Genomic DNA, 22,766 nt, shown 5'->3' on the forward strand with positions numbered 1-22,766 from the left:
CGAACGGCCTAAAGCGGGTCTTAAGGCCGCTCTGGTGTAATTCCGGCTCGGTTCTTCAGCGCTGCTCCTCCAATACCTCCACCCATGTCCAACCCTGCTCCAAAGCCTCACCAATGGCTCACACCCCGCAACCTGCTGTGGGCGTCTATTGCGGTGGCGGGGGTCACCATCGCGCTCAAGACGCTGGCCTGGGTGGTCACTGGCTCGGTGGGCCTGCTGTCGGATGCCATGGAGTCGTTTGTCAACCTGGCCAGCGCCATGTTTGCGCTGGCCATGGTGACCGTGGCGGCGCGGCCTGCGGATGACGACCACCCCTACGGCCACCACAAGGCTGAGTATTTTTCGTCAGGGTTCGAAGGCATCCTCATCGTGGGGGTGTCGGCGGGCATCCTGTGGGCGGCCGGGCACCGGCTGATGGACCCGCAGCCCATTGAGCAGGTCGGCTGGGGCTTGGGGCTGTCGGTGCTCAGCTCGGCGCTCAATGGCTTTCTCGCGTGGCTCATGTTCCGCTCGGCCCGCGAGTACCGCTCCATCGCGCTGGAGGCCGATGCGCGCCATCTCGTCACCGACGTGTGGACCTCGGCCGGTGTGCTGGTGGGCATTGCGGGCGCGGCCCTCACGGGCTGGCTGTGGCTCGATGCCGTGGCGGCGATTGCCGTGGCGCTGAACATTCTCAAGGAGGGCGTGGAACTGGTATGGCGCTCCTCCCAGGGCCTCATGGATTCAGCGGTAGAGCCCGAGGTGCAGGCCACCATCGACGCCACATTGCAGCAGTTTGTGCAATCGCAGGCGCCCGGTGCCGTGCGGTTTGACCATGTCTCCACCCGCCGTGCGGGCCAGCGCCAGTTTGTGGACATGCACCTGCATATGCCTGCCGACTGGACGCTGCGGCACGCCGCCGAGTTGCGCGGCCAGGTCGAGCGCGTGCTGATGACCGCCGTACCCGGCCTGCGCGCCACCATAGAGCTGCTACCCACCGATGTGGAAGCGCATTTCGACGACCCCCGTGACGATTTGAAGGATGCCGTGAAGTGATCAGCGTATTGCAACGTGTGCGCGAAGCGCGCGTAGATGTGAACGGGCAGACCGTGGGCGCCATCGGCGCAGGCCTGCTGGTTCTGGTGTGTGCCGAACGCGGTGACACGGAGATGGAGGCCGACAAACTGCTGGCCAAGATCCTCAAGCTGCGCATTTTTTCGGACGCCGCAGGCAAGATGAACCAGAGCGTGCAGGACACCGGTGGCGGCCTGCTGCTGGTCAGCCAGTTCACGCTGGCGGCAGACACCACCGGCGGCAACCGCCCCAGCTTCACCCAGGCGGCTGCACCCGATGAGGGGCGGCGGCTGTACGACTATGTGGTTGCCCAGGCGCGCAAGGTGCACCCCGAGGTGGCCACGGGCCAGTTTGCCGCCGATATGCAGGTGCATCTCGTCAATGACGGCCCGGTGACCATCCCGCTGCGGATACCTCCTACAGCGGCTTAGTGGTCAAAAAAGATAGCATTCAGCGCTTGATGGGTAAGCGCTATGGCCTTTTCCCCCTCTTATTTTCGAGAGAAACCAAGGGCGACACCGGCAGCACCCGGAACCCTGCCGACGCCAGCGCCAGCCAGGTGGCAATGGCCAGCATGACGGCCGTGTAGGCATCCCACCCCTGGCGCTGCGCCCAGGTGGCGACGATGCCAGTGAACCACTGCATCAGCGCCACACCCAGGAACATCGCCATTGTGTAGGCCGACAGTGCCCGGCCTGTGAGCGTGGGCGGATAGGAGGCCCGCACATCGGCGTACTGCAGCACGCCATAGCCCGACAGCAGGCCCATCAGCAAAATCAGCACCACGCTGGCCGCAGCGTTCCCGTGCAGGAACGCCAGCACTATGAACAGGCTCGCCATGAGCAGCGAGGCATTGCCGATCCAGCGCCTGCGGCGGGCGATGCCCGGGTCCAGCCGACCGCCCAGACCCGGTGCGAAGAGGGCAATCAGCGAGAGCCCCAGCGCAACGTTGCCACTGTCTACCAGCGAGAGGTGGTAGCGGTCCATCAGCAGCGGTGCCAGCCACAGGCCGCGCAGCGACAAAAATGCGGCGTAGCCCGACATGCCCAGCAGCAGAATGCCCCAGGTGTGCGGCACGGTGAGCAGCTGACCAAAGCCCAGCAGCGCCTGGCCCCAGGTTTCGCGCTGCGCCGGGGGCGGCACCAGCGGGGTGGGCTCGTGCACGCGCAGCCAGATCAGCAGCCACGACAGCGCGCTGAGCACCGCCAACACGGCATAACCCGTGCGCCAGCCGCCGCCGTGTTGCACCAGCCAGGCCAGCGGCGTGCCGGTGAACAGCAGGCCCAGGCCACCCACACCCATCGCCACGCCCGACAGGTAGGCAAACCGGTCCGCCGGAAAATGCCGTGCAATGAACAGCGTGCAGGCCAGAAACGCGGGCGAGCAGCCCACGCCGATTAGCAGTTGCCCTGCCATCAGCCAGGGGTAGGTCGGCGCGGTAGCCGAGAGCGCCGACCCTGCAACCGCCAGCGGAAACGCCGTGAGTACCGTGCGCCGCAGGCCGTACAGGTCCAGCCCCACGCCCATCAGCAACTGGGCCACGCCGAAGGAAAGGCCAAACAGCCCCGCAAACGCGCCCAGCGACCCTGGCGAGAGCCCGAAGTCCGCCGTCAGTCCTTGGGCCACCATGGCCGTGGTGGTGCGAAAGGCCTGGCTCAGTGCAAACCCGCTGAGCAGCGCAAGCAGCATGGCCCACAGCGCACGCGGTGATGGCCGGCCGCTGTCCGCAGGAAGGGATGGAGATGCCGACGAGGACGGCAGGGGGCTGCCGCTCACTGCCGCCAGAAGAACAGAGCGGCCATTACCAGCCCGGTAGCCACAATGCCCCAGCGCAGCACGTTAGCAGGCAGCTTGCGCGCCACGCGTGCACCACCATACCCGCCTGCGGTGGCGGCCACCATCATCATCAGCGCCTGCTGCCACAGCACCACGCCACCTGCCGCATAGATGAGCACGGCAATGGCGGTAAGCAGGGCCGACACCCAGTTCTTGAGGCCGTTCATAGCGTTCAGGTTCGTCTGCCCCAGCAGACCGAACAGCGCCAGCAGAAGGATGCCCAGCCCGCCGTTGAAATAGCCGCCATAGGCAGCCACCGCCAGCACGCCCACCGTGGCCTTGGCGGTGGAGGGTTTGCCGCCCGCCAGCATCCGGCGCAGCTGCGGCCCGAATGCAAACAGCGCCGTGGCCGCCAGCAGCAGCCAGGGAACCACGCGGCGGAAGGTGGCGTCGGGCGTGACCAGCAGCAGCGCGGCCCCGGCCGCGCCCCCGATGAGTGAGAGCACCACCAACAGGCGCATCGACAGCCCCGGCGGCGGGGCCGTGTCTTCGCGGAAACCCCATGCGCCGGCCATGTACCCCGGCAGCAGGGCTACCGTGCCCGTGGCATTGGCCACCACAGGCGGCACGCCAGTGAAGACGAGGGCGGGCAGGGTCAGAAAACTGCCGCCTCCGGCGACGGCGTTGAGGGCGCCGGCAACGAAGGCGGCGGTGAGCAGCAGGGCGGTGTTAAACATGCACCGATATTAGAAGGCGGCGTAGCGGTCATTAGCGCTGGCGCGGGTGCAACAGTTTTGTCTGCGTACGTCCGATGGCCAACGTCCACATGACAGCTCGTACCGTGTGGCGTTGACGTTCCGGGTGGAGTTGTCGTCCTTTACGTCATTGTCCACGGCGATGCCTGAGGGTGCCGAGGCACCGGAGGATCGAAAGCATGGTAGCGGTGCTTTTCTTTTCGAGGGCGGTCAGTAAAGATACAGCGCACCGTCGAACTGGTTGTCCGCCCCGACGGCCAGCGTGTGTCCATCGGCCGACAAGGCCAGGGTCCGGCCGAAGGCCAGCGACATCTTGGTGCTCATTGGCTTTACATAGGCGCGCTGGTTCCAGGTGCTGCCGTCGCGGCGGTAGATATACGCGGCGCCTGCCTGCCAGACGGTGTTGTCGGCTTGGTTGCCATTCATGCCGGTGGCGCTGCTTGCCTCTTGGGGGGCGCCCACAGCCAGTGTGTTGCCGTCAAACGATAGCGCCAGGGCATTGCCGAACACGTCCCCTGTGTCGGTATTGCTGGCCTTGATATAGGCCTGCTGGTTCCAGCCGACGCTGCCGCGCGTGTAGACGTAGGCGGCCCCGGCTCCTTGTGCAGAGTTGTCACTCTGCCCCCCCTGGATGCCCGTGGCCTTGCTGGCTTCGCCCTGCGCGCCCACAGCCAGTGTTGCCCCGTCGCCTGAAAGGGCGAGTCGATAACCGAAAAAGTCGTTGGCATCGGTGTTGCTGGCCTTGATGTAAGCCTGCTGGCTCCAGACGCTGCTGCTTCGCGTGAACAGGTATACGGCCCCCGCTTTGTTCGCGGACCTGTCTGCCTGGTTGCCGTTGATGCCCGTTGCCGCACTGCGTTCGCCCAGCGCACCAACCGCCAACGTGTTCCCATCGGCTGACAAGGCTAGGCTGGTGCCAAATTGCTGGGCGTTGGCGATGACGTTGATGAACCCCGGGGCTGTCACGTATTCGGGCGTCTGCTCGGTGTTGCTTGCCTTCACATAGGCCTGCTGGTTCCAGGTGTTCGCAAAACGGCTGAATACGTAAACAGCCCCAGCGCTTGGCATCATGGAATTCGTCTGGTCGCCATGGATGCCGGTGGCGTTGCTGGATTCACCCACCGCGCTTACGGCCAGCGTGTTGCCATCTGCCGCCAGCGCAACACTCCAGCCGAACGATTGGGCCACGCCGGTGTTGCTCGGTTTCACATAGGCTTGCTGAGTCCATTGGCTGTTGCTGCGGGTGAAGACATACGCCGCTCCGGGGCTGCCCGGCTTGGCGGTGTCCGTCTGGTCGCCGTTGATGCCCGTGGCACCGCCACGTTCCCCAATGGAGCCCGCGGCCAGCGTATTGCCGTCGGCCGACAGTGCCACACTGAAGCCAAATGACGTTTCGGACGCGGTATTGCTGGCCTTGATGTAAGCCTGCTGGGTCCAGCCGCCGCCGCTGCGCACGAACACCACCACGGCGCCGGAGCCGGACGCTGCGGCGTTCCCCGGATCCCCATTGATGCCGGTCGCGCCGCTGTCGTCGCCCGTCGCCCCCACCGCCAGGGTGCTGCCGTCTGCAGAAAGGGCCACGCTGCTGCCCCATCGTGCCGATAGGCCTGTGTGGTTGGGCTGGATCTGACCAATGGCTTTCGTGAGGTCGGGCACCAGCGCGGCGGTAAAGGCGCCGCAGCCGCTGGCATCGCAGGCGCGCACGCGGTAGCTGGCATTTACCCGCTCGTGCAACAACTGGGATGTCAGGCTGTGTGCGTAAGCGGTGTTTGCAAGCGTGCCCCCGATCTGCACCTCTGGTTGGGAGCCCGTTGCGCCATCGGGGTCCTCGAACAGTTCATACCGTGTGGCGTTGGTGCTGGCGTTCCAGCTGAAGTTGTAGGCCTTGACGTCATAGCCCACGGTGAAGTCCGTGGGGGACACGGGGCCTGAGGGCGCAGGATCAGAGGGCTCGGCGCTGCCGGAGCCACCGCAGGCCGTCAAAGCCAGAGCCAGGGGCGCAGCGAGCAACAAGGCGCTCAGGCGCCGGGGGATCAATACCATGGTTGTTTACTGGTGAAGGTTCGTTTCTGCGCGCCGGGTCAGTGGGTGCCTATGGGTACATCGCGCTAGAGGCCGTCAATACAGGTACACCGAGCCGCCGGTTCCAGGCTGAACGGTGTTGGGGTCTGTTGCGCTGGTGGCCTCTGATCGAGAGGCTATTGCAAGCGTATTTCCATCTGCCGATAGTGCTATGGCCTGGCTGAAATCAATGTGGCTGGCCGTGTTACTGGCCTTGAGGTAGGCCCGCTGGCTCCAGGCGTTGCCGTTTTGCGTGAAGAGGTAGGCAGCGCCCGCGAGCCTTGCGGAGTTGTCCGTTGGGTCGCCATTGATGCCGACGGCCTTGCTCATTTCCGCAGGGGCCCCCACGGCCACTGTGCGGCCGTCCGCCGACATTGCGAGCGTTCGGCCAAATCCCTCCAATTTTTCGGAGATGGCGGGTTTTAGGAGTGCCTGCTGGCTCCATTGGCCGACCTGCCGGTGGAATGTGTACACGGTCCCCGGCGCAGCCGTGTCCGGAGGGGAAACTGGGCGCGGCGTGACGGCATCGGTATATCCAGGAGCGCCCACCGCCAGCGTGTTTCCGTCGGTGGACAGTGCGAGCGCGGTGCCGAAAGCGGTGGATTCGATGACCGGGGGTTTCAACGCTGCTTGCTGAGTCCAGGTTGCACCATTGCGGGTCAGGACATAGGCCGCCCCCACGCTGCTCACATACCGCCCACTCGGGTGGAGGGCATCTGGAGCCAGAAAGCCTTTTCTGTGGGGGGCGCCGACGGCCAGCGTCTGCCCATCTCCCGAGATGGCCAATTGGGTGCCAAAGCGGTCACTATCTTCGGCTTCGCTGGAAGTGACCCGGCTATGGACGGTCCATGTGTCGTTGTTGCGCGCGTACACATGGACCGCACCCCCAAAGTTGATCTGGTTGGGTGTATTGAGACCGTTGTATTCGCCGGGCGACCCCACGGCCAATGTCTTGCCGTCTGCCGAGAGGGCCAAGGCTGACCCAAAAAAGGTGCTGGGTTGCAACACCTCCAGCACGGGTTTGATATAGGCCTGTTGCGCCCAGGTTCCCGTTGTGCGCCTGAACACATAGGCGGCCCCCGCCCCAAATACGGATGTGTCGGCCTGATTGCCATTGACCCCCGACGCATTGCTCGATTCGGCGGGCGCGCCTGCGACCAGTGTGTTGCCGTCCGCCGAAAGGGCCACGGTGGCACCAAAACTGCCGCCTTGGTTGCTGGCCTTGACATAGGCTTGCTGATCCCACCGACCGTTGACTCTGGCGTACACGTAGACTGCGCCGCTATAGTCGGTCGCTTCGGATGGAGACGGATCTCCATTGATGCCGTGCGATGCGCTGCTGTCCCCGGGTGCACCGATTGCCAGGGTAGAGCCATCGGCCGATAACGCCACACCCCTGCCGAAGTCATGGGTTCCGAAGCGTCCGGACCAGCGGGGTGCAGGCGCGCTGGCCCGGAAGTACCCGATGGCACGGGTCAAGTCGGGCACCACGGAGCTGGTGAAAGCGCCGCAGCCGCTGGCATCGCAGGCGCGCAATCGGTAGCTGGCGTTCACACGCTCGTACAACAGTTGTGCGGCCAGGCTGTGCGCGTAACTGTTGGGGGCGATGGCTCCACCCACCTGGGCTTCGGGCAAGGGGCCGAGGCCGTCTGGGTCCTCCAGCAGTTCGTAATGTGTGGCGCCTGCCGTGGCGCCCCAGTGGAAAAGATAGCCCTTGGTGTCGTAGCTGACCGAGAAGCCGGAGGGGGCGGTTGCTTTGTCCAGGGACGCATCGCCACTGCCTCCACCACAGGCGCTGATCGCCAAAGCAGCAAAAACACCCGTTGAACTGAACTGAAAGGCGCGCAGCAGCATGCGCCTTGCCTTCACATCTGGTAATTGCATTATTCCCAACTCCCTGAAAGTTGGAAACTTTTATACCATCTGGTAAAGGAACAGAAGAGGGAACAGAAGAAACTGATACCTTTTGTTTCCGGGGGCGCGTTGGTCTGGGTTCCAAAGACTGGGGCTGAGTGCCCCCCGCAACAGAGGAGCTATGGCCCAGTGGCGTAAGGGTCTTCAAACCCCAGCTCGCGCAGGATGTCCGTCTCGTAGGTCTCCATCTCCTGCGCGTCCTCCTCGCTGGTCTCGTGGTCCCAACCCTGCGCATGCAGCGCCCCGTGCACCAGCATGTGGGCGTAGTGCTCTTCCAGGCTCTTGTTTTGCTCCTTCGCTTCGCGCTCGATCACCGGGGCGCACAGCACCAGGTCGGCGGTCACCACGGGTTCCTGGGTGTAGTCGAAGGTGAGCACGTTGGTGGCGTAGTCCTTCTTGCGGTACTCGCGGTTGAGCTGCTGGCCTTCTTCGGCGCCCACGATGCGTACGGTGATCTCGGCATCGGTGGCCAGCGCGTGGCGAATCCAGCGGGTGACCTTGTGGCGTGGCAGCACGGCGCGGTGCGCGGTCGCGCCTTCAAACTTGCCGAACTGCAGCGACAGGGAGAGTTGGTTTAAAGACATTTTTGCTGTTTTTGGCCGCCAGCGCTGGATGGGTAAGCACTGAAAGCTATCAAAATAATAGTTCTAGTCTCGGCTGCGAGAAGCCGGGGCGCGGCGCGGTGCGTCGTAGGCATCGACGATGCGCGCGACCAGCGGGTGGCGCACCACGTCGGCCGTGGTGAAGCGGGTGACGGAGATGCCCTTGACCCGCTTGAGTACCCGCTCGGCATCGATCAGCCCGCTCATGGCCCCCTTGGGCAGGTCGATTTGGCTCACGTCGCCCGTGACCACGGCCTTGGCGCCAAAGCCGATGCGGGTGAGGAACATCTTCATCTGCTCGGGCGTGGTGTTCTGCGCTTCGTCCAGGATCACGAAGGCGTTGTTCAGCGTGCGCCCGCGCATGAAGGCCAGCGGCGCGATTTCCAGCGCATTGCGCTCGAAGGCTTTCATCACCTTGTCGTAGCCCATCAGCTCGTACAGCGCGTCGTACAGCGGGCGCAGGTAGGGGTCTACCTTCTGCGCCAGATCGCCGGGCAGAAAGCCCAGGCGCTCGCCCGCCTCGACGGCCGGGCGCGTCAGCACGATGCGCTGCACGGCACTGCGTTCCAGCGCATCCACGGCGCAGGCCACGGCCAGATAGGTCTTGCCGGTGCCGGCAGGGCCGATGCCAAAGGTGATGTCGTGGCTGGCAATGTTTTCGAGGTACAGGTTCTGTGTGGGCGTGCGGCCGCGCAGGTCGGCCCGGCGGGTGTTGAGCACGATGGCGCCCTCGGGCGCCTCCACCAGGGCGGTGTCCCCGGCCAGCATGAGCTGCAGGTGGTCCTCGGTGATCGGGCGTTCGGCCATCTCGTACAACGCCTGCAAAAGCTCCATCGCCTGCGTGGCCTTCGCTTTGGGGCCGTCCACCTTGAACTGCTCGTGCCGGTGCGCAATGCTCACCGAGAGGGCCACTTCGATGGTGCGCAGGTGCGCGTCGGCCGGGCCACACAGGTGCGTGAGCCGGGTGTTGTTGTGGGGGGTGAAGGTGTGGCGCAGGATCACGCGGATAATTCCGGTTGGATCGCCGCAGTGCGCGGCAAAGGACATCAATGATAGGCAAATTGACCGGCACCCTGCTGGAGAAGAATCCCCCCGAGGTGCTGTTGGACTGCCATGGCGTGGGCTATGAGGTGAATGTGCCCATGAGCACGTTCTACAACCTGCCCGCTGTGGGCGAAAAGGTTATCCTGCTGACCCAGTTCATTGTGCGCGAGGACGCGCAGCTGCTGTATGGCTTTGCCACGGCGCCCGAGCGCCAGGCGTTCCGCGAGCTGATCAAGATATCGGGCGTGGGGCCGCGCACCGCGCTGTCCATCCTGAGCGGCATGGGCGTGGCGGATCTGGCCCAGGCCATCACGCTGCAGGAGGCGGGCCGCCTGGTCAAGGTGCCGGGCATTGGCAAGAAGACGGCCGAGCGCCTGTTGCTGGAGCTCAAGGGCAAGCTGGGGGCCGACATGGGCGCTGCCCACGGGCCAGCAGCCAGCGACGCACAGGCCGACATTCTGCAGGCACTGTTGGCTTTGGGCTACAACGACAAAGAGGCTGCGGCGGCCCTCAAGGCCCTGCCACCAGAGGTGGGTGTGAGCGATGGCATCAAACTAGCGCTGAAGGCGTTGGCCAGGTAGTGCACTTGCGGGTTTGTTGCGGCAGTTGTTTTCGTGTTCAATGGCGGTTTTGACCGGAGCGAGGGAAAGAAATGAAAAATGGAATGATGTGGCGGATGGGCGTTGCCTGGAGTGCGGCGCTTGCCTTGTTGGCCGGATGCGGCGGAAGCGGTACCGAGGCCAGCGTGCAAAAGGCGGCCTCTGTGCTGATGGTGGATGGCTGGGTGCAGCCCGCCAGCGTGGACCAGGGTGTCTCGAACATCAAATCCCGCAGCGCGCTTTTCACAGCGCCCACACCTACCCGGGTGAGCCTGGGAGCCTTGGAGGCCTCCAAGACGGCTTCGCTGGGTGGCGGTATTGGCCCACGCCAGGTGGGTACAGCGCGCGATGTGGTGGCCACCCGCGCCGCAGCCCAGACACAGCAGCAGTTGCAGTGGAAGCCCACCGCCACCGGCGGTAAGGTGGCTGCTATCAGTTTTTCTGCCGAAGGTGCGTACGGATTGCGCCTGGGCGTAGTGGTCAAGGCGCTGCCACAAGGCACAGTGCTGCGTGTGTACAGCCAGGCCAACGCCTCCAAGGTCTTCCAGATTTCCGGCCAGGAAGTGCTGCAGCGCATTGAGCGCAATGCGCAGGCTGGCGACACCACCCTGGACGGCCAGACCTGGTGGACGCCCGATACCGGATCGGACGAGGCCACGCTGGAGCTGGAACTGCCAGTCGGTGCGGATGCCAGCACGGTGGACATCTCGGTGCCGCGCGTCTCGCACATCTTCGAGAACCTGTCGATCCCTACGGAGGCAGAACTCTCCACCAAGATCAACGAATCTGCTTCGTGCCACCTGGATGCCACTTGCTACGACACCTATGCGACCGAGCGCAATGCCGTGGCGCGCATGTTGTTCACGTCCGGTGCCAACACCTATCTGTGCACGGGCACATTGCTCAACGACAGCCGGTCTTCGGGCACGCCGTATTTCTTGACGGCCAACCACTGCATCTCCAAGCAGTCCGAAGCCGCCTCGCTGCAGACCGACTGGTTCTTCCGTTCGCCAACGTGTAACAGCCGCACCCTGTCGAGTGCCACCATCCAGCGCGTCAACGGCGCATCGCTGCTCTACGCCTCGGGTGCCATGGACATGGCCCTGCTGCAGCTGAACGACGCACCTCCTGCAGGGGCCGTCTTTGCCGGTTGGGATGCGGGCACCCAGGCTTTGAGTACACCTGTGGTGGGTCTGCACCATCCCCGGGGCGACCTGCTCAAGGTCAGCCTGGGTACGTTGAACAGCCTGATTTCCTGTGCTCCCACCAGCGAAACCCAGTTCCAGTGCAGTGGCACAACGGGCAACTACTATCGCGTGAACTGGACCCAGGGCACCACCGAAGGTGGCAGCAGTGGCTCGGCCTTGTTCAAGGGTGGCACACACGTGATCGGTACGCTCTACGGCGGCGGTTCTAGCTGCACGGCCACCACGGTCCCCGATTACTATGGCCGTTTTGACGTGGCGTTCAACGCAGCGCTCAAGAACTGGCTGTCGTCTGCCACGCCACCCACTGGCCCCACAGGGCGGGTGCCTGTCTATCGCTTCTACAACAGCGCTGGCCTGGAGCATTTCTACACCAGCAATGTTGGCGAGCGGGATCTCCTGATCAACCAGTTTGGATCGAGCTTCATCTACGAAGGCCCGATCTTCTATGCGTATCCTATTGAGGGCTCCAACCTGTTCCCCGTATACCGTCTGGTTGACCTAGCGCGCAAGATGCACCTCTACACGGCCAACCCAGCAGAGCGCGACGGGCTGGTCCGTGCATTCCCCACTGTGGCCCTGGAAGGCACGGCATGGTGGGGTCAGGCTGCGCCGGGCAATGGTGCTATGCCTGTCTACCGCTACTTCAACCGCAGCACGAACACCTACTTCTACACAACCAGTGCAGCGGAGCGCAACTACATCAACGCCAACCTGAGCCAGCAGTACCTTGAAGAAGGTATTGGCTTCTATGTCTGGGCGGACAAGTAACCGCGCTGCATGACCATCCAGACCGACGACTTCGCCCCCGCCCCCGCAAAACGCGTCATCTCGGCCGTGCCCGCGTCGCCCCAGGAGGAGGCGATCGAGCGCGCGCTGCGCCCCAAGCTCCTGCAGGAGTACGTGGGCCAGGCGAAGGCGCGCGAGCAGCTGGAGATTTTCATCGGCGCGGCGAGGAAGCGGGGCGAGGCGCTGGACCATGTGCTGCTGTTTGGCCCGCCCGGTCTGGGAAAGACCACGCTCAGTCACATCATTGCGGCTGAGCTGGGGGTCAACCTGCGCCAGACCAGTGGCCCTGTGCTCGAAAAGCCCAAGGACCTGGCGGCTCTGCTGACCAACCTCGAAAAGAACGACGTTCTTTTCATTGACGAGATCCACCGCCTGTCGCCTGTGGTGGAGGAAATCCTCTACCCCGCGCTGGAGGACTACCAGATCGACATCATGATCGGCGAGGGGCCTGCGGCGCGCAGCATCAAGCTCGACCTGCAGCCCTTCACGCTGGTGGGCGCCACCACACGTGCGGGCATGTTGACCAACCCGCTGCGCGACCGCTTTGGCATCGTGGCGCGGCTGGAGTTCTACACAGCCGAAGAGCTGGCGCGCATTGTCAAGCGCAGCGCGGGGCTGCTCAATGCGCCCATGGATGAAGAAGGCGGCTTCGAGATCGCCCGCCGCTCGCGCGGTACGCCGCGCATTGCCAACCGGCTGCTGCGCCGCGTGCGCGACTACGCCGAGGTCAAGGGCGACGGGCGCATCACCAAACCCATTGCCGACAAGGCGCTGGCCATGCTGGATGTGGACCCACAGGGTTTTGACGTGATGGACCGCAAGCTGCTGGAGGCGGTCATCCACCGCTTTGATGGCGGCCCCGTGGGGCTGGACAACATTGCCGCCAGCATCGGGGAAGAGGCGGGCACCATCGAAGACGTGATTGAGCCCTACCTCATCCAGCAAGGCTTTTTGCAGCGTACGCCGCGTGGGCGCATTGCCACGCTGGCGGCGTTCCGACACCTGGGGGTGGCGCCGCCCAAGGCGGCTGGCGGGCTGTTTTCTGAATGACGGAAGGCACAGCGCGTGGCAACCAGGGCAGATCTGTGAATAGGCGCTGGTTTGCTGTTGCGTTGGGCGCTGTCGTGCTGGTGGTGGCTGCCTTTACCGGGGTGATGGCGCTGCGTGGTCCGCAGGTCGATGCCCTGTTGGTGCAGTCGGCGCCGCTGGTGCGCACGCTGCAGTTTTCGGCGCGCGTGGCCACGTTGTCGCGGGTGGATGTGGGCAGCACCGTCACGGGCCGCGTGGCCCAGGTGCAAGTGACAGAAGGCGCGCAGGTGCGCCGGGGCGACGTGCTGGTGCAGCTGGAGTCCGACGAGCTCGCGGCGGCGCTGGCGCAGGCCGTGGCGGCCGAGCGCCAGGCGCAGTCCCGCCTGGTGGGTCTGCGCAGTAGCGGCCGCAGCGCTGCACAGGCAGCGCGCGCGCAGGCCAACGCCACCCTGCAAGCGGCCAGCGCCAGTCTGGCGCGGGTGCAGCAGCTGGTGGCCCAGGGGTTCTACAGCGCCGCGCAGCTCGATGAGGCACAGCGCGCCGTCGATGTGGCCCAGGCGCAGCAGTTGAGCGCGCAGGCACAGGTCCAGGCCAACGCCGATGCCGGCACTGACGTGGTCCAGGCGCAGGCGCAGCTGGCGCTGGCCCGGGCGGCCACGGTGGCGGCCCGGGCCCGCCTGGCACAGGCCACGCTGGTATCCCCGGCCGATGCCCGCGTGCTGGTGCGCGACGTCGAGCCCGGGCAGATCGTGCAGCCTGGCAAGGCCTTGCTCAGCCTGGCGCTGGCCGGGCCCACCCAGCTGGTGGCCCAGGTGGACGAACGTTTTCTGGACCAGTTGCTGCCGGGCCAAAAGGCCTCGGTGGTGGCCGATGCCTTTGCGGGCCAGCGCTTTGCAGCGCGTGTGCTCACCATCGCACCCTCGGTGGATGCCCAGCGCGGTGCCATCGAGGTGAAGTTTGCGCTGGAGCAGCAGGCCCCCGCCTTTCTGCGCGAGGACATGACCTTATCGGTCGAGGTAGAGACTGCGCGGCGCGAGCGTACTCTGGTACTGCCCCAGGCGGCCCTGCGCGGCCCGGTGGAGGGTGACCAGGCGACGGTGATGGTGTTGCAGGAGGGGCGCGCCCAGGCCCGCCCCGTGCGGCTGGGGCTGCGCACACTGGACGCTGTGGAGGTGCTGGACGGCCTGGCCGAGGGCGACACCGTGCTGCGGGGCGGTGCCGTGCAGGCGGGCGACCGCGTGCGTGCCCGCACGGTGGCCTGGTCCGCAGGTGCGGCCACCGCCGTTTCCCCCACCCCGGGGGGCGATGCAGGCTCCGCACTGACCAACGCCATGGGCCGCTGAGCTCTCCGCCATGTGGATCTGGCCCGGCTTCGAGTTGCGTGTGGCGCTGCGCTTTCTGCGCGAGGGGCGCATGCAGACCGTGCTCATCATCGTGGGCGTGGCGGCAGGTGTGGCAGTCATTGCCTACATCTCGGCGCTAATCAGCGGCTTGCAGTCGAACACCCTGGCCAAAACACTGGGCGCCCAGGCGCACATCACCCTGCGGGCGCCGGACGACCTGGTCATACCGGCAGCCCCTGCCTTGCCTGGCACCGCTGCGCTGACCGAAACCCAACCGCGTGCCCAGCGCCTGCGGTCCGTGGCCAATTGGCAGGCGCTGGTGCCGCTGCTGGAGCGCTTACCCGAAGTCGCCGGGGTGTCGCCCATGGTGTCCGGCTCAGGCCTGGCGCTGCGCGGCGAGGCATCGCAGGCCATTGCCCTGATGGGCGTGGACCTGGACCGCTATGACCGCGTGGTGGGGCTGCGTTCCAAGGTGGTCAGTGGCACGGCGCGGTTGTCACCGGGCGAGGCCATCGTGGGGCGCGAGCTGGCCTCCGACCTGGGCGTGCGCGTGGGAGACCGCCTCACCGTGCAGACCAGCGGCGCGGGCGGCACGGTGAGTGATTCGGTGCGCGTCACCGCGCTGGTGGACCTGGGGGTGAAAGACCTGAACCGGCGCACCGTGATCGTGCCGCTGCGCGCGGCGCAAAGCCTGCTGGCGCTGCCGGGTGGTGCCAGCCAGCTCGACCTGACCCTGAAAGATGTGTGGGTGGCCCAGACCCTGGCGCGCGAGTTGCAAACGCAATTCCCCTACAAGATCGAGAGCTGGCAAGAGAGCAATGCCCAGCTGGTGTCAGCGCTCAATGCGCAGTCCATCAGCACCTCCATCATCCGGGGCGTGGTGCTGGCGGTGGTGGTGCTGGGCATTGCCAGCGTGCTGGTGGTCTCGGTGGTGCAAAAGGGCCGGGAGATCGGCATCCTGCGCGCCATGGGCGCCACGCGGGGCCAGGTGCTGCGCGTGTTTCTGGTGCAGGGCGCCGTGGTGGGGACGCTGGGCTCGGTGCTGGGCCTGCTGCTGGCGGTGGCGCTGATCTGGGTGTTCACGCATTTTGTGCGGGGCTCGGATGGCCTGCCGTTGTTTTCGATCGCGCTGCCGCTGGGCATGGCATTGCAGATTGCACTCATTGCCTCGGTGTGTGGTGTGCTGGCGGCCGTGGCGCCTGCGCGGCGGGCAGCGGCGCTGGACCCAGCGCAAGCCATCAGGATGTGATGAACCAACCCGCCGCCCCCGAACTGATCGTGCTCGATGCCGTGCGCAAAAGCTACAACCTGGGCCGCCCCAGCGAGGCCGAGGTGCTGCACGGCATCCAACTGCAGGTGCGCCGGGGCGAGTTCATCGCGCTGATGGGGCCTTCGGGCTCGGGCAAGAGCACGCTGCTCAACATCCTGGGCTTGCTCGAACGCATGACGACTGGCAGCTATCTGCTGGACGGCGAGGCGGTGCAGGGCCTGGACGATGCAGCCCTCACCCTGCGCCGGCGCAGCACCCTGGGCTTTGTCTTTCAATTCCACCACCTGCTGCCTGCTTTCTCGGCGCTGGAGAACGTGACGCTGCCGGCCCTCATGGCCGAAGGCCGCGTCAGCCCCGCCCATCGCGATCACGCGCGCAGCCTGCTCGACGCCGTGGGCCTGGCCCAGGCCATGGACAAGCGCCCCGCAGAGCTGTCAGGCGGCATGCAGCAGCGCGTGGCCATTGCGCGCGCGCTGGTCATGAACCCGCCGCTGGTGCTGGCCGATGAGCCCACGGGCAACCTCGACACCGCGTCCTCTGCCGAAGTGTTTGCCCTGCTGCGCCATATCCATGCCGAGCGGGGCACGAGTTTTGTCGTGGTCACGCACGACCCGCGCCTGGCCGCGCGCTGCGACCGGCTGGTGGAGCTGATCGACGGCCGGATTGCCCGCGACGAGGCCATCACTGTGGGCGTGGAGCCTGCGCCCAGTGGGTAAGCTGCAGGCAGGTGATTTGCTATCAAATAGGTAGCTATTCGCGCTTGATACTGAAGCGCTGAAGGCCATTCTGGCTAAAAAACCATCGCACAGAACACACAGGTGCTCAGGAGGAGCGTGTTGCCGTCCCTGGGGCGACGTTCGGGGTCTTGTCCCGAGCCATGTGCGTGCGGCCCTCTTCTCCGGACGCGCCCGTTCGCTGCACTGCGGTGGGAGGCACCGGGGTTTTGCTGGCCAGCCATCCACTGACGATCAGCGCCTGCGCCGCATAGTACGTGGCCAGCACCCAGACCTGCGCCATCGGCAACGGCATCACAAACCGGTTGGTGGCCAGCAGTGAGTCGCTGAGCATGAAAAACCCGGCGCCGACCGCTACCAGCAGCGACGGTGCATCGCGCAGCACCGTCGCCCGGCCGATGGCCTGAGCCGCCATCAGCGCGATCACCAGCACATAGGCCGCCACCGGCGCGCGCAGTGCAGGTGGCAGGCCACCCGCCCACAGAAAGGCGTACATGGCCACGCCAATGCCCAGTGTGGCGGCCAGCGCACCCCGGTGCGGAAACCACGCCTGCCCGCTTTTGAACAGCGCCACATAGAACAGATGTGCCACCAGAAAACTCACCAGGCCCGGGATGAAGAAGCCCTGGAACATGAGGAACACATCCCCGGCCAGCGATCCGGCCAGCGCGGCCGCGAGGAGAAGCAGGATCTTTGGGTTAAATTGTCCTCTAGCGCTTGTTGGATAAGCGCTAAAAGCTACCAAAACAAGAGCAAAAACCATCGTCAGCGGCTTGAACAGCCAATGCCATTCCATGAACCCCAGCGCGCTGGTGGCGGTGGCCAGCGCGCCGCTTTGCAGCATCAGCGCCATCAGCACGGTGATACGTCCCTGCATCACTGCGCCCAGCGACCATTGCACCGTCAGCAGCACTGCAAACCAGATGGCGTTGCGCGCCAGCGGCGCCGCATCTGCCTGCCAGAGAAAAGCCGCCACGCCCGCCAGCAGCAGCGCGAACTGCACCAGCGCAAACCACTGCGCGGCGCGCGACATCGGCGGGTGGTACAGCTGCATCTGTGCCATGCTGAAGGCGGGCTTGGGAAAGCGCTCTGCCACATCGGCAGGCCGCCAGCCCGGAGGCTTGACCCAGACCTTGAGCTTGTCGAGCCAGCTGCGCGCGTGCCAGCTGTCATGTGCCAGCCCCGCATACACCTGCGCGTTGGCCCAGAGCGGGTCCCAGCTGTTCAGCAGGCCGCGCGTGCCGTACACACACTTCTCCTGGTCGTCTTCGTCCTTGAAGGTGCCAAAGAGCCGGTCCCACAGGATCAGAATGCCGCCGTAGTTCTTGTCCAGGTAGGCGTCGTTCACTGCATGGTGCACCCGGTGGTTGCTGGGGCTGCAGAACCAGCGGTCAAACCAGCCGAGCTTGCCCACCTGCTCGGTGTGCACCCAGAACTGGTAGAGCAGGTCGATGAGCGCCACCACTGCAAACACCAGCGGCGGCACGCCCGCCAGTGCCATGGGCACATAAAAGATCCAGCCCAGCAGCGCGCCCGAGCTGGTCTGGCGCAGCGCGGTGGAGAGGTTGTAGTCCTGGCTCTGGTGGTGCACCGCGTGCGCGGCCCACAACACGGCCGACTCGTGCCCCATGCGGTGCAGCCAGTAGTAGCACAGGTCGTAGAACACCAGCGCCAGCAGCCAGCCGGGCAGGCTGGTCCAGAACGTGTCATTGCGCCACAGCGCCACGTGCTCGAACAGGGCCGTGTAGATGCCAATGCGCAGCAGCCGGGTGAAAACCGCGCTGGTCTGGCTGAGCATACCGAGGCTGATGCTGCTGACCGCATCGGCCAGCCGGTAGGTGTTGCGCTGCCTTCTGTAGCCCACCGCCAGTTCGATGGCGATCAGCAAAAAGAAGACGGGGGTCGCAAGGACAATGATCTGGCTGGGGCTCATGCCGCATTGTCGGTATGCCGGGTCGGGGAGGGATTAGGGAAAGAACGGGTCGAAAGATCGGAGTTTCCACGCCTTGCAGGCGTGGCTCGGTTGGTGCCCATGTGCCACGGCGCCAGTTGCAAGGTGGCACGGCCGTTAAGCTGGGCGAAAGCTGCGCGTGCCATGATCCGCCCCCGAGCGCAAAAGGCGAGCAAGTTTGATCCTTACCATTCCGTAAAATAGAAGTCTCCGCTGGCCCCTCTCGGGTGGCCCTTTCGTTCTTTCGTCAGTGCAAGCTGACCCGCCCTTCTGTCCGCAGACTTTCGCCGCAGACAGGCGCAACCCCCCAACAAGACACATGAACAGCAGCGCGCATTGCCTGAAGGCAGCGGGCTTTGGCGCAGCTTTTGGCGCCAAGGTGGTCCTGGTAGATATTGACCTGATGCTGCCACGCGGCAGCATCACTGCACTGCTGGGCCCGTCTGGCGCTGGCAAGTCCACCTTGCTGCACGCCCTGGCCGGGCGGTACGCCGACCATCCGCGCTTCACCGAATGGGGCAGCGTTGAGTACGAAGGAAGGCCGCTGGGTGAGGGCAACCGTCCGCGCCTGGTGCAGCAAAACGCCAAGCTCATGGCGGCGACCGTGTTCCATGCCTTGGCCGACCCGGTGCGTGAACGCCTGGGCCGCTCGCCCGCCGAGGTGCGAGCCTGGTGCACTGAGCTGGTCCAGCGCATGGGCGTGCCTGAGCTGGCAGCCCTGTTCGACCAGCCCACGCTGGAGCTGCCACCCGTGCTGCAAAGGGCCGTGGCCATCTTGCGCGAAGCCGTGGCCGAGCCAGCGCTCCTGATGGTGGATGAGCCCACGGCTGATCTCTCGGACTATGACGCCTATGTGCTGCTGGAACTGCTGCGTGAAGTGGCCCGCACCAGCACGCTGCTGGTGGTTCTGCACAACCAGCGCCATGCCGCCAGCCTGGCCGACCGCATGGCGCTGCTGGCAGGTGGGCGGGTGCAAGAGGCGCGTGGCATGGAGGAGTTTCTGTCTTCGCCCGTGTCCGCAGCGGGCCAGCAATTTGTGCGTACCGGCAGCTGCGCCGTGCCAGCGCCCGACGCCGACCCGGCCATGTTGGCAGAGGGCGTGATGCCGCCGCCGGACCTGGGCCATCTGCCCGCCCGCGTGCTCGCCACGCTGCCTGTCCCATCCACTGGTGCGCAGCAGCCCACGAACGGTAACGCGGCTCCTGCCCGCAGCGCGGCTGCGGCTTCCACCGCTGGAGCGCCCCATGGCTTTGCGTGGTTGGAGCCTGGTCGGCTTGCGGGTACCCCGCTGCCCGGGGTGGTGAACGACATGGACCATGACCTGGCAGCGCTCAAGCGCATGGGCATCAGCCGCCTGATCACCCTCACCGAACGCGATCTGCCGCAGGATGCGCTCAAGCGCCATGGCCTGGCCAACCTGCACCTGCCCATCCGTGACCACGAGGCTCCCAGCCTCGGGCAAATCCAGATGCTGCTCAAGCGCATGGAGACGCTCATGGCGCAGGGTGAGGTGCTGGCCGTCCATTGCCTGGCCGGGCGCGGGCGCACTGGCACGGTGTTGACTGCCTGGTGGATTCGCGAAGGGCTGACCGCCCAAGAAGCCCTGCGCCGCGTGCGCCTGCTGGACGCGCACTACGTACAAAGCGCCGAGCAGGAGGAGTTTCTGCAGCGCTATGAGGACGTCATCCTCCAAAAAATTGTGTAAACGACAACAAAAGAAGGAAAACTGCGATGAGTTTTGAAGTAGCGCTGAGCAATGCAGCCGCCTCTGTTCCGGAGTGCGTGGCGGCCGGTTACGTGGACGTGGCATCGGGCATGCTGTTGTCCCTGAAAACGGTGGACTCTCACCCACAGCAGGTCATCGACCTGCTCGCCGCTGCCACGGCCGACATGTTCAATGGCCCCAATGTGAGCATGATCGAGCGGATGTTCAAAAAAGCGCGTGGGCTGGAGGACGACGGCTTCCACTATTTTCAGGAAATCATCGTCAACAGCGAGAACCTGATTCACGTCTTCCTGCGTGGCAAGACCAACCCCGAATACGTGGCCGTCTTCGTCTGCCGCAAGACTGCCAACCTGGGCATGGCCTTGACCAAGGCGCGCCTGACGATGCCGACGCTAGAGGCGGCGTTTTAAGCCCGTCCAGCGCGCGTGCTTTAGCTCAGGGCTCCGCGTGCATCCACCCGGATGATGCGCTCCACCGTACCCGTCGCCAAACCGCCGCGCACGCCGATCAAAAAGTCGTGCAGGTTCACCGTCGGGTCGCAATGGCCCGGGATGAGCCACAGCATGTGGCCCAGGCTGGGCAGGCGGGCGTCGGGCGCGTCGGCATACAGCAGGCCGTGTTCGTCGCCGCCGTTGGCGTAGCGCAGGGTGCGGTCGGCGGGCAGCAGTGCCACGGTGGGCAGGCCAGAGTCGATGGCGTGGCTCTTGTGGCCTGCGTCGCACACGGCGTGGGTGTCGCGCACCGACACCACCTGGGTCTTGACGTACAGCGCGTGTTCAAACGCGGGTTGTGCCGGTTCACGCTCGTTGCGGGCGTAGTCGGCATCCATGAACAAGAACGAGCCCGCCTGCAGCTCGCCAAACACGCCGCTGGCAGCCTCGTGCACGAGGGTGCCGGTGCCTGATCCGGTGACCAGCGGCACGGGCAGCCCGGCGGCTTCGATGAGCTGGCGTGTGTGGTCGGCAGCGCGCACCACGGCGGCGATGGTCTCGCGCCGGCCCACGCTGCTGGCCAGGTGCTGGGCGCGCCCATGGTAGGCCTGCAGGCCCGCAAACCGCAGGCGGGGGCTGCGCGACACGGCCAGCGCCAGTGGCACGGCGGCTTCGCCCGGTGGCACGCCGCAGCGGCCCTGGCCTACGTCGATCTCCACCAGCACGTCGATGCCCGCATCGCTGCCGGATTGCGCCATGGCTTCGGCCAGGCGCTCAATGCCGTCGATGTGGTCCACGGCCACGCCCAGGCGCCCGCCGCGTGCCGCCAGCTGGGCGGCCAGCCGCGCCACGCGGTGCAGCTTGGGCATGGCAATGACCTGGTTGGTGATGGTGATGTCATCCACCCCACCGGCCGCCAGCGCCTCGGCCTCGGCCACCTTCTGCACGCACACGCCCTGGGCGCCTGCGCGTTGTTGCAGCAGTGCGAGTTCGGCACTCTTGTGCAGCTTGGCGTGGGGGCGCCAGCGCACCTGGTGCTTGCGCGCAAAGTCGGCCATGCGCTGGATATTGCGGTCCATGGCGTCCAGGTCCACCACCAGAGCGGGGGTGTCGATCAGGTCCACGCGTTGGCCGACGGTAGATTGCAATTCAGGCGTGGGTTTCATCGCGCAGGACGATTTGGTCAAGGTGTTGGGTGTCTGCCCAGCCGACGAGGGTAAGGCCGTCAGGCGTCCACAGCAGGCGGTTGATGGCGGCGTTCGCGAGTTGCCAGGTGCGCGGCGCCTGGATGTCCTGGCGCGTGGCCAGGCGGTACAACACATCGAGCACGCCGCCGTGCGCCACCATCACCACCTGCTCGCCCACATGCTGCTGCGCCAGGACGGTCACGGTGTGTTCGATGCGCTCGCGCAGCGCGACGAGCGACTCGCCACCTTCGGGGGTGTAGTGCGGGTCGCGCTTGCGCCAGCGCAGCGCGTCTTCGGGCAGCTCGGCCTCGATCTCGGCGAACGTGCGGCCCTGAAAGTGGCCAAAACTACGTTCGCGCAGGCCGGTATCGGTCACCAAAGGCGCGCCCGTGGTGCGGGCCACGGCCTGGGCCGTGGCGTGCGCGCGCTGCAGGTCGCTGGTGTAGATGGCGGCAATCGGTTCACCCACCAGTGCCTGGGCGACCTGATCGGCCTGCCACAGCCCCGTGTTGTTGAGCGGAATGTCCAGGTGGCCCTGGATGCGGGTGTCCACGTTCCAGGCGGTTTCGCCGTGGCGGATGGCAATGATGCGGGTGGCGTGCATGTCAGTTTTCGATGGCGTTGGATTTAGCTCGCAGCCGCTCAGGGGGATGTTTCATTTTTGCGCCAGGGGCAGGCGCACCTGTCGAGGGCCCTGGGGTGGCTTTGGAAAGCCATCGAGTGCAGCGTCAAACAGCACCCCATAGACGGCCGGGTCACTCACCCACACATCTTCGTGCACGGCCGAGGTTTCGTACACCACCGCCTGGGTGTTGGCATCGCGCATCACGATGCTGACGGCGCGGCGGTGCAGGGGCGTGGGCTCGCCAAAGCGCCACATGCCATGCACGCCCCAGCCTCGGCCATACCAGCCACCCACGCCCCAAGGGCCGGGGCCATACGCACCGTAGGGCCCGTAGGGGCTGAAAGGATCGTTGCGCGGCACCGTGTCAGCCTGCACGCCCAGTTGCACCCGCAGGCGGGGCGCGGCATCGTCGCGTTGCAGGCCGGCGCGTGCCAGGGACTGTTCTGCCAGTGCGGCGATGGCGTCAAACGATGGGGTTTGCTGCGAAGGCAGGCGTTCGATGCGGTAGGTCGCAGGTGCAGGCGCGGCCGCCAGGGTTGAGAAGCTCTGTACTTGCCCGTCGACCACGCGGGTGGTGCTGCAGCCTGCGAGCAAGGCGGTTGCCAAGCCCAGTACAAGAAGGGGAATCCATCGGCGTTGCGTTGTCATGGTCAGACGCTCCAGAAAAAGAAG

At 65.6% G+C, this 22,766-nt stretch carries 20 protein-coding genes; 10 read left to right on the top strand and 10 right to left on the bottom strand.

Annotated elements, in window-relative coordinates:
- The first annotated feature begins 84 nt into the window (after positions 1-84).
- Both EXV95_RS19950 and dtd read left to right on the top strand, forming a co-directional pair.
- A complete protein-coding gene (locus EXV95_RS19950; RefSeq protein WP_176888180.1) occupies positions 85-1,035 on the top strand; it encodes a cation diffusion facilitator family transporter in 951 nt (316 codons plus the stop codon).
- The gene (gene dtd / locus EXV95_RS19955; RefSeq protein ID WP_176888181.1) at positions 1,032-1,484 is read left to right on the top strand and encodes a D-aminoacyl-tRNA deacylase; all 453 of its coding nucleotides are present in this window, start codon (positions 1,032-1,034) and stop codon (positions 1,482-1,484) included. The genes EXV95_RS19950 and dtd overlap by 4 nt, the downstream gene beginning before the upstream one ends.
- A 40-nt stretch (positions 1,485-1,524) precedes the next feature.
- Here the strand turns inward: dtd and EXV95_RS19960 are convergent, their stop codons facing one another.
- From EXV95_RS19960 to EXV95_RS19985, 6 genes are all read right to left on the bottom strand, one after another.
- A complete protein-coding gene (locus tag EXV95_RS19960) occupies positions 1,525-2,814 on the bottom strand; it encodes a nitrate/nitrite transporter (protein ID WP_255485030.1) in 1,290 nt (429 codons plus the stop codon).
- Between the two features lie 11 nt (positions 2,815-2,825).
- Positions 2,826-3,566, bottom strand: a complete 741-nt coding sequence (locus tag EXV95_RS19965) for a sulfite exporter TauE/SafE family protein (RefSeq protein WP_176888182.1) — start codon at positions 3,564-3,566, stop codon at positions 2,826-2,828.
- Between the two features lie 228 nt (positions 3,567-3,794).
- On the bottom strand, positions 3,795-5,627 hold the full coding sequence (locus EXV95_RS19970; RefSeq protein ID WP_176888183.1) for an FG-GAP repeat protein: 1,833 nt from the start codon (positions 5,625-5,627) through the stop codon (positions 3,795-3,797).
- A 75-nt stretch (positions 5,628-5,702) separates the two neighbouring features.
- Positions 5,703-7,529, bottom strand: a complete 1,827-nt coding sequence (locus EXV95_RS19975; RefSeq protein WP_176888184.1) for an integrin — start codon at positions 7,527-7,529, stop codon at positions 5,703-5,705.
- 149 nt (positions 7,530-7,678) lie between these two features.
- The gene (gene ybeY, locus EXV95_RS19980; RefSeq protein ID WP_176888185.1) at positions 7,679-8,143 is read right to left on the bottom strand and encodes an rRNA maturation RNase YbeY; all 465 of its coding nucleotides are present in this window, start codon (positions 8,141-8,143) and stop codon (positions 7,679-7,681) included.
- Between the two features lie 63 nt (positions 8,144-8,206).
- Complete coding sequence (locus tag EXV95_RS19985) at positions 8,207-9,163, bottom strand: PhoH family protein (protein ID WP_176888186.1); 957 nt, start codon at positions 9,161-9,163, stop codon at positions 8,207-8,209.
- Positions 9,164-9,210: 47 nt separating this feature from the next.
- Between EXV95_RS19985 and ruvA the strand changes: the two genes are divergently transcribed.
- The 6 genes from ruvA to EXV95_RS20015 all read left to right on the top strand — a co-directional run bounded on the left by ruvA (position 9,211) and on the right by EXV95_RS20015 (position 16,156).
- Positions 9,211-9,786 (top strand): Holliday junction branch migration protein RuvA, encoded by a 576-nt coding sequence (gene ruvA, locus EXV95_RS19990; protein WP_176888187.1) that lies wholly within the window; start codon positions 9,211-9,213, stop codon positions 9,784-9,786.
- Between the two features lie 71 nt (positions 9,787-9,857).
- On the top strand, positions 9,858-11,780 hold the full coding sequence (locus tag EXV95_RS19995; protein WP_255484815.1) for a trypsin-like peptidase domain-containing protein: 1,923 nt from the start codon (positions 9,858-9,860) through the stop codon (positions 11,778-11,780).
- A gap of 9 nt (positions 11,781-11,789) precedes the next feature.
- Positions 11,790-12,848 carry a Holliday junction branch migration DNA helicase RuvB gene (ruvB, locus tag EXV95_RS20000; RefSeq protein WP_055396394.1) on the top strand — a complete coding sequence of 353 codons (1,059 nt, stop codon included), beginning with the start codon at positions 11,790-11,792 and terminating at the stop codon, positions 12,846-12,848.
- 35 nt (positions 12,849-12,883) lie between these two features.
- Complete coding sequence (locus tag EXV95_RS20005; RefSeq protein WP_176888188.1) at positions 12,884-14,170, top strand: efflux RND transporter periplasmic adaptor subunit; 1,287 nt, start codon at positions 12,884-12,886, stop codon at positions 14,168-14,170.
- A gap of 10 nt (positions 14,171-14,180) precedes the next feature.
- Positions 14,181-15,419 carry an FtsX-like permease family protein gene (locus EXV95_RS20010; RefSeq protein ID WP_176888189.1) on the top strand — a complete coding sequence of 413 codons (1,239 nt, stop codon included), beginning with the start codon at positions 14,181-14,183 and terminating at the stop codon, positions 15,417-15,419.
- Positions 15,419-16,156, top strand: a complete 738-nt coding sequence (locus EXV95_RS20015; RefSeq protein WP_176888190.1) for an ABC transporter ATP-binding protein — start codon at positions 15,419-15,421, stop codon at positions 16,154-16,156. Before EXV95_RS20010 ends, EXV95_RS20015 begins: the two co-directional genes overlap by 1 nt.
- A 106-nt stretch (positions 16,157-16,262) precedes the next feature.
- Here the strand turns inward: EXV95_RS20015 and EXV95_RS20020 are convergent, their stop codons facing one another.
- A complete protein-coding gene (locus EXV95_RS20020) occupies positions 16,263-18,107 on the bottom strand; it encodes a lysoplasmalogenase family protein (protein ID WP_255484816.1) in 1,845 nt (614 codons plus the stop codon).
- A gap of 337 nt (positions 18,108-18,444) precedes the next feature.
- Between EXV95_RS20020 and EXV95_RS20025 the strand changes: the two genes are divergently transcribed.
- Both EXV95_RS20025 and EXV95_RS20030 read left to right on the top strand, forming a co-directional pair.
- Positions 18,445-19,830: an ATP-binding cassette domain-containing protein gene (locus EXV95_RS20025; protein ID WP_176888191.1), complete on the top strand. Its 1,386-nt coding sequence runs from the start codon at positions 18,445-18,447 to the stop codon at positions 19,828-19,830.
- Positions 19,831-19,856: 26 nt separating this feature from the next.
- Positions 19,857-20,261 (top strand): hypothetical protein, encoded by a 405-nt coding sequence (locus EXV95_RS20030; RefSeq protein ID WP_055396404.1) that lies wholly within the window; start codon positions 19,857-19,859, stop codon positions 20,259-20,261.
- A 20-nt stretch (positions 20,262-20,281) separates the two neighbouring features.
- Here the strand turns inward: EXV95_RS20030 and EXV95_RS20035 are convergent, their stop codons facing one another.
- Genes EXV95_RS20035 through EXV95_RS20045 form a run of 3 tightly spaced genes read right to left on the bottom strand, consistent with a single transcriptional unit; the run spans position 20,282 to position 22,742 of the window.
- Positions 20,282-21,448 carry a DSD1 family PLP-dependent enzyme gene (locus EXV95_RS20035; RefSeq protein ID WP_176889125.1) on the bottom strand — a complete coding sequence of 389 codons (1,167 nt, stop codon included), beginning with the start codon at positions 21,446-21,448 and terminating at the stop codon, positions 20,282-20,284.
- A complete protein-coding gene (locus tag EXV95_RS20040) occupies positions 21,432-22,073 on the bottom strand; it encodes a histidine phosphatase family protein (protein WP_176888192.1) in 642 nt (213 codons plus the stop codon). The genes EXV95_RS20035 and EXV95_RS20040 overlap by 17 nt, the downstream gene beginning before the upstream one ends.
- 51 nt (positions 22,074-22,124) lie before the next feature.
- The gene (locus tag EXV95_RS20045; protein WP_176888193.1) at positions 22,125-22,742 is read right to left on the bottom strand and encodes a DUF4136 domain-containing protein; all 618 of its coding nucleotides are present in this window, start codon (positions 22,740-22,742) and stop codon (positions 22,125-22,127) included.
- Between the last annotated feature and the right edge of the window lie 24 nt (positions 22,743-22,766).

The organism is Acidovorax sp. JMULE5 (assembly GCF_013376875.1).
Taxonomy (GTDB): Bacteria; Pseudomonadota; Gammaproteobacteria; order Burkholderiales; family Burkholderiaceae_C; genus Acidovorax; species Acidovorax facilis.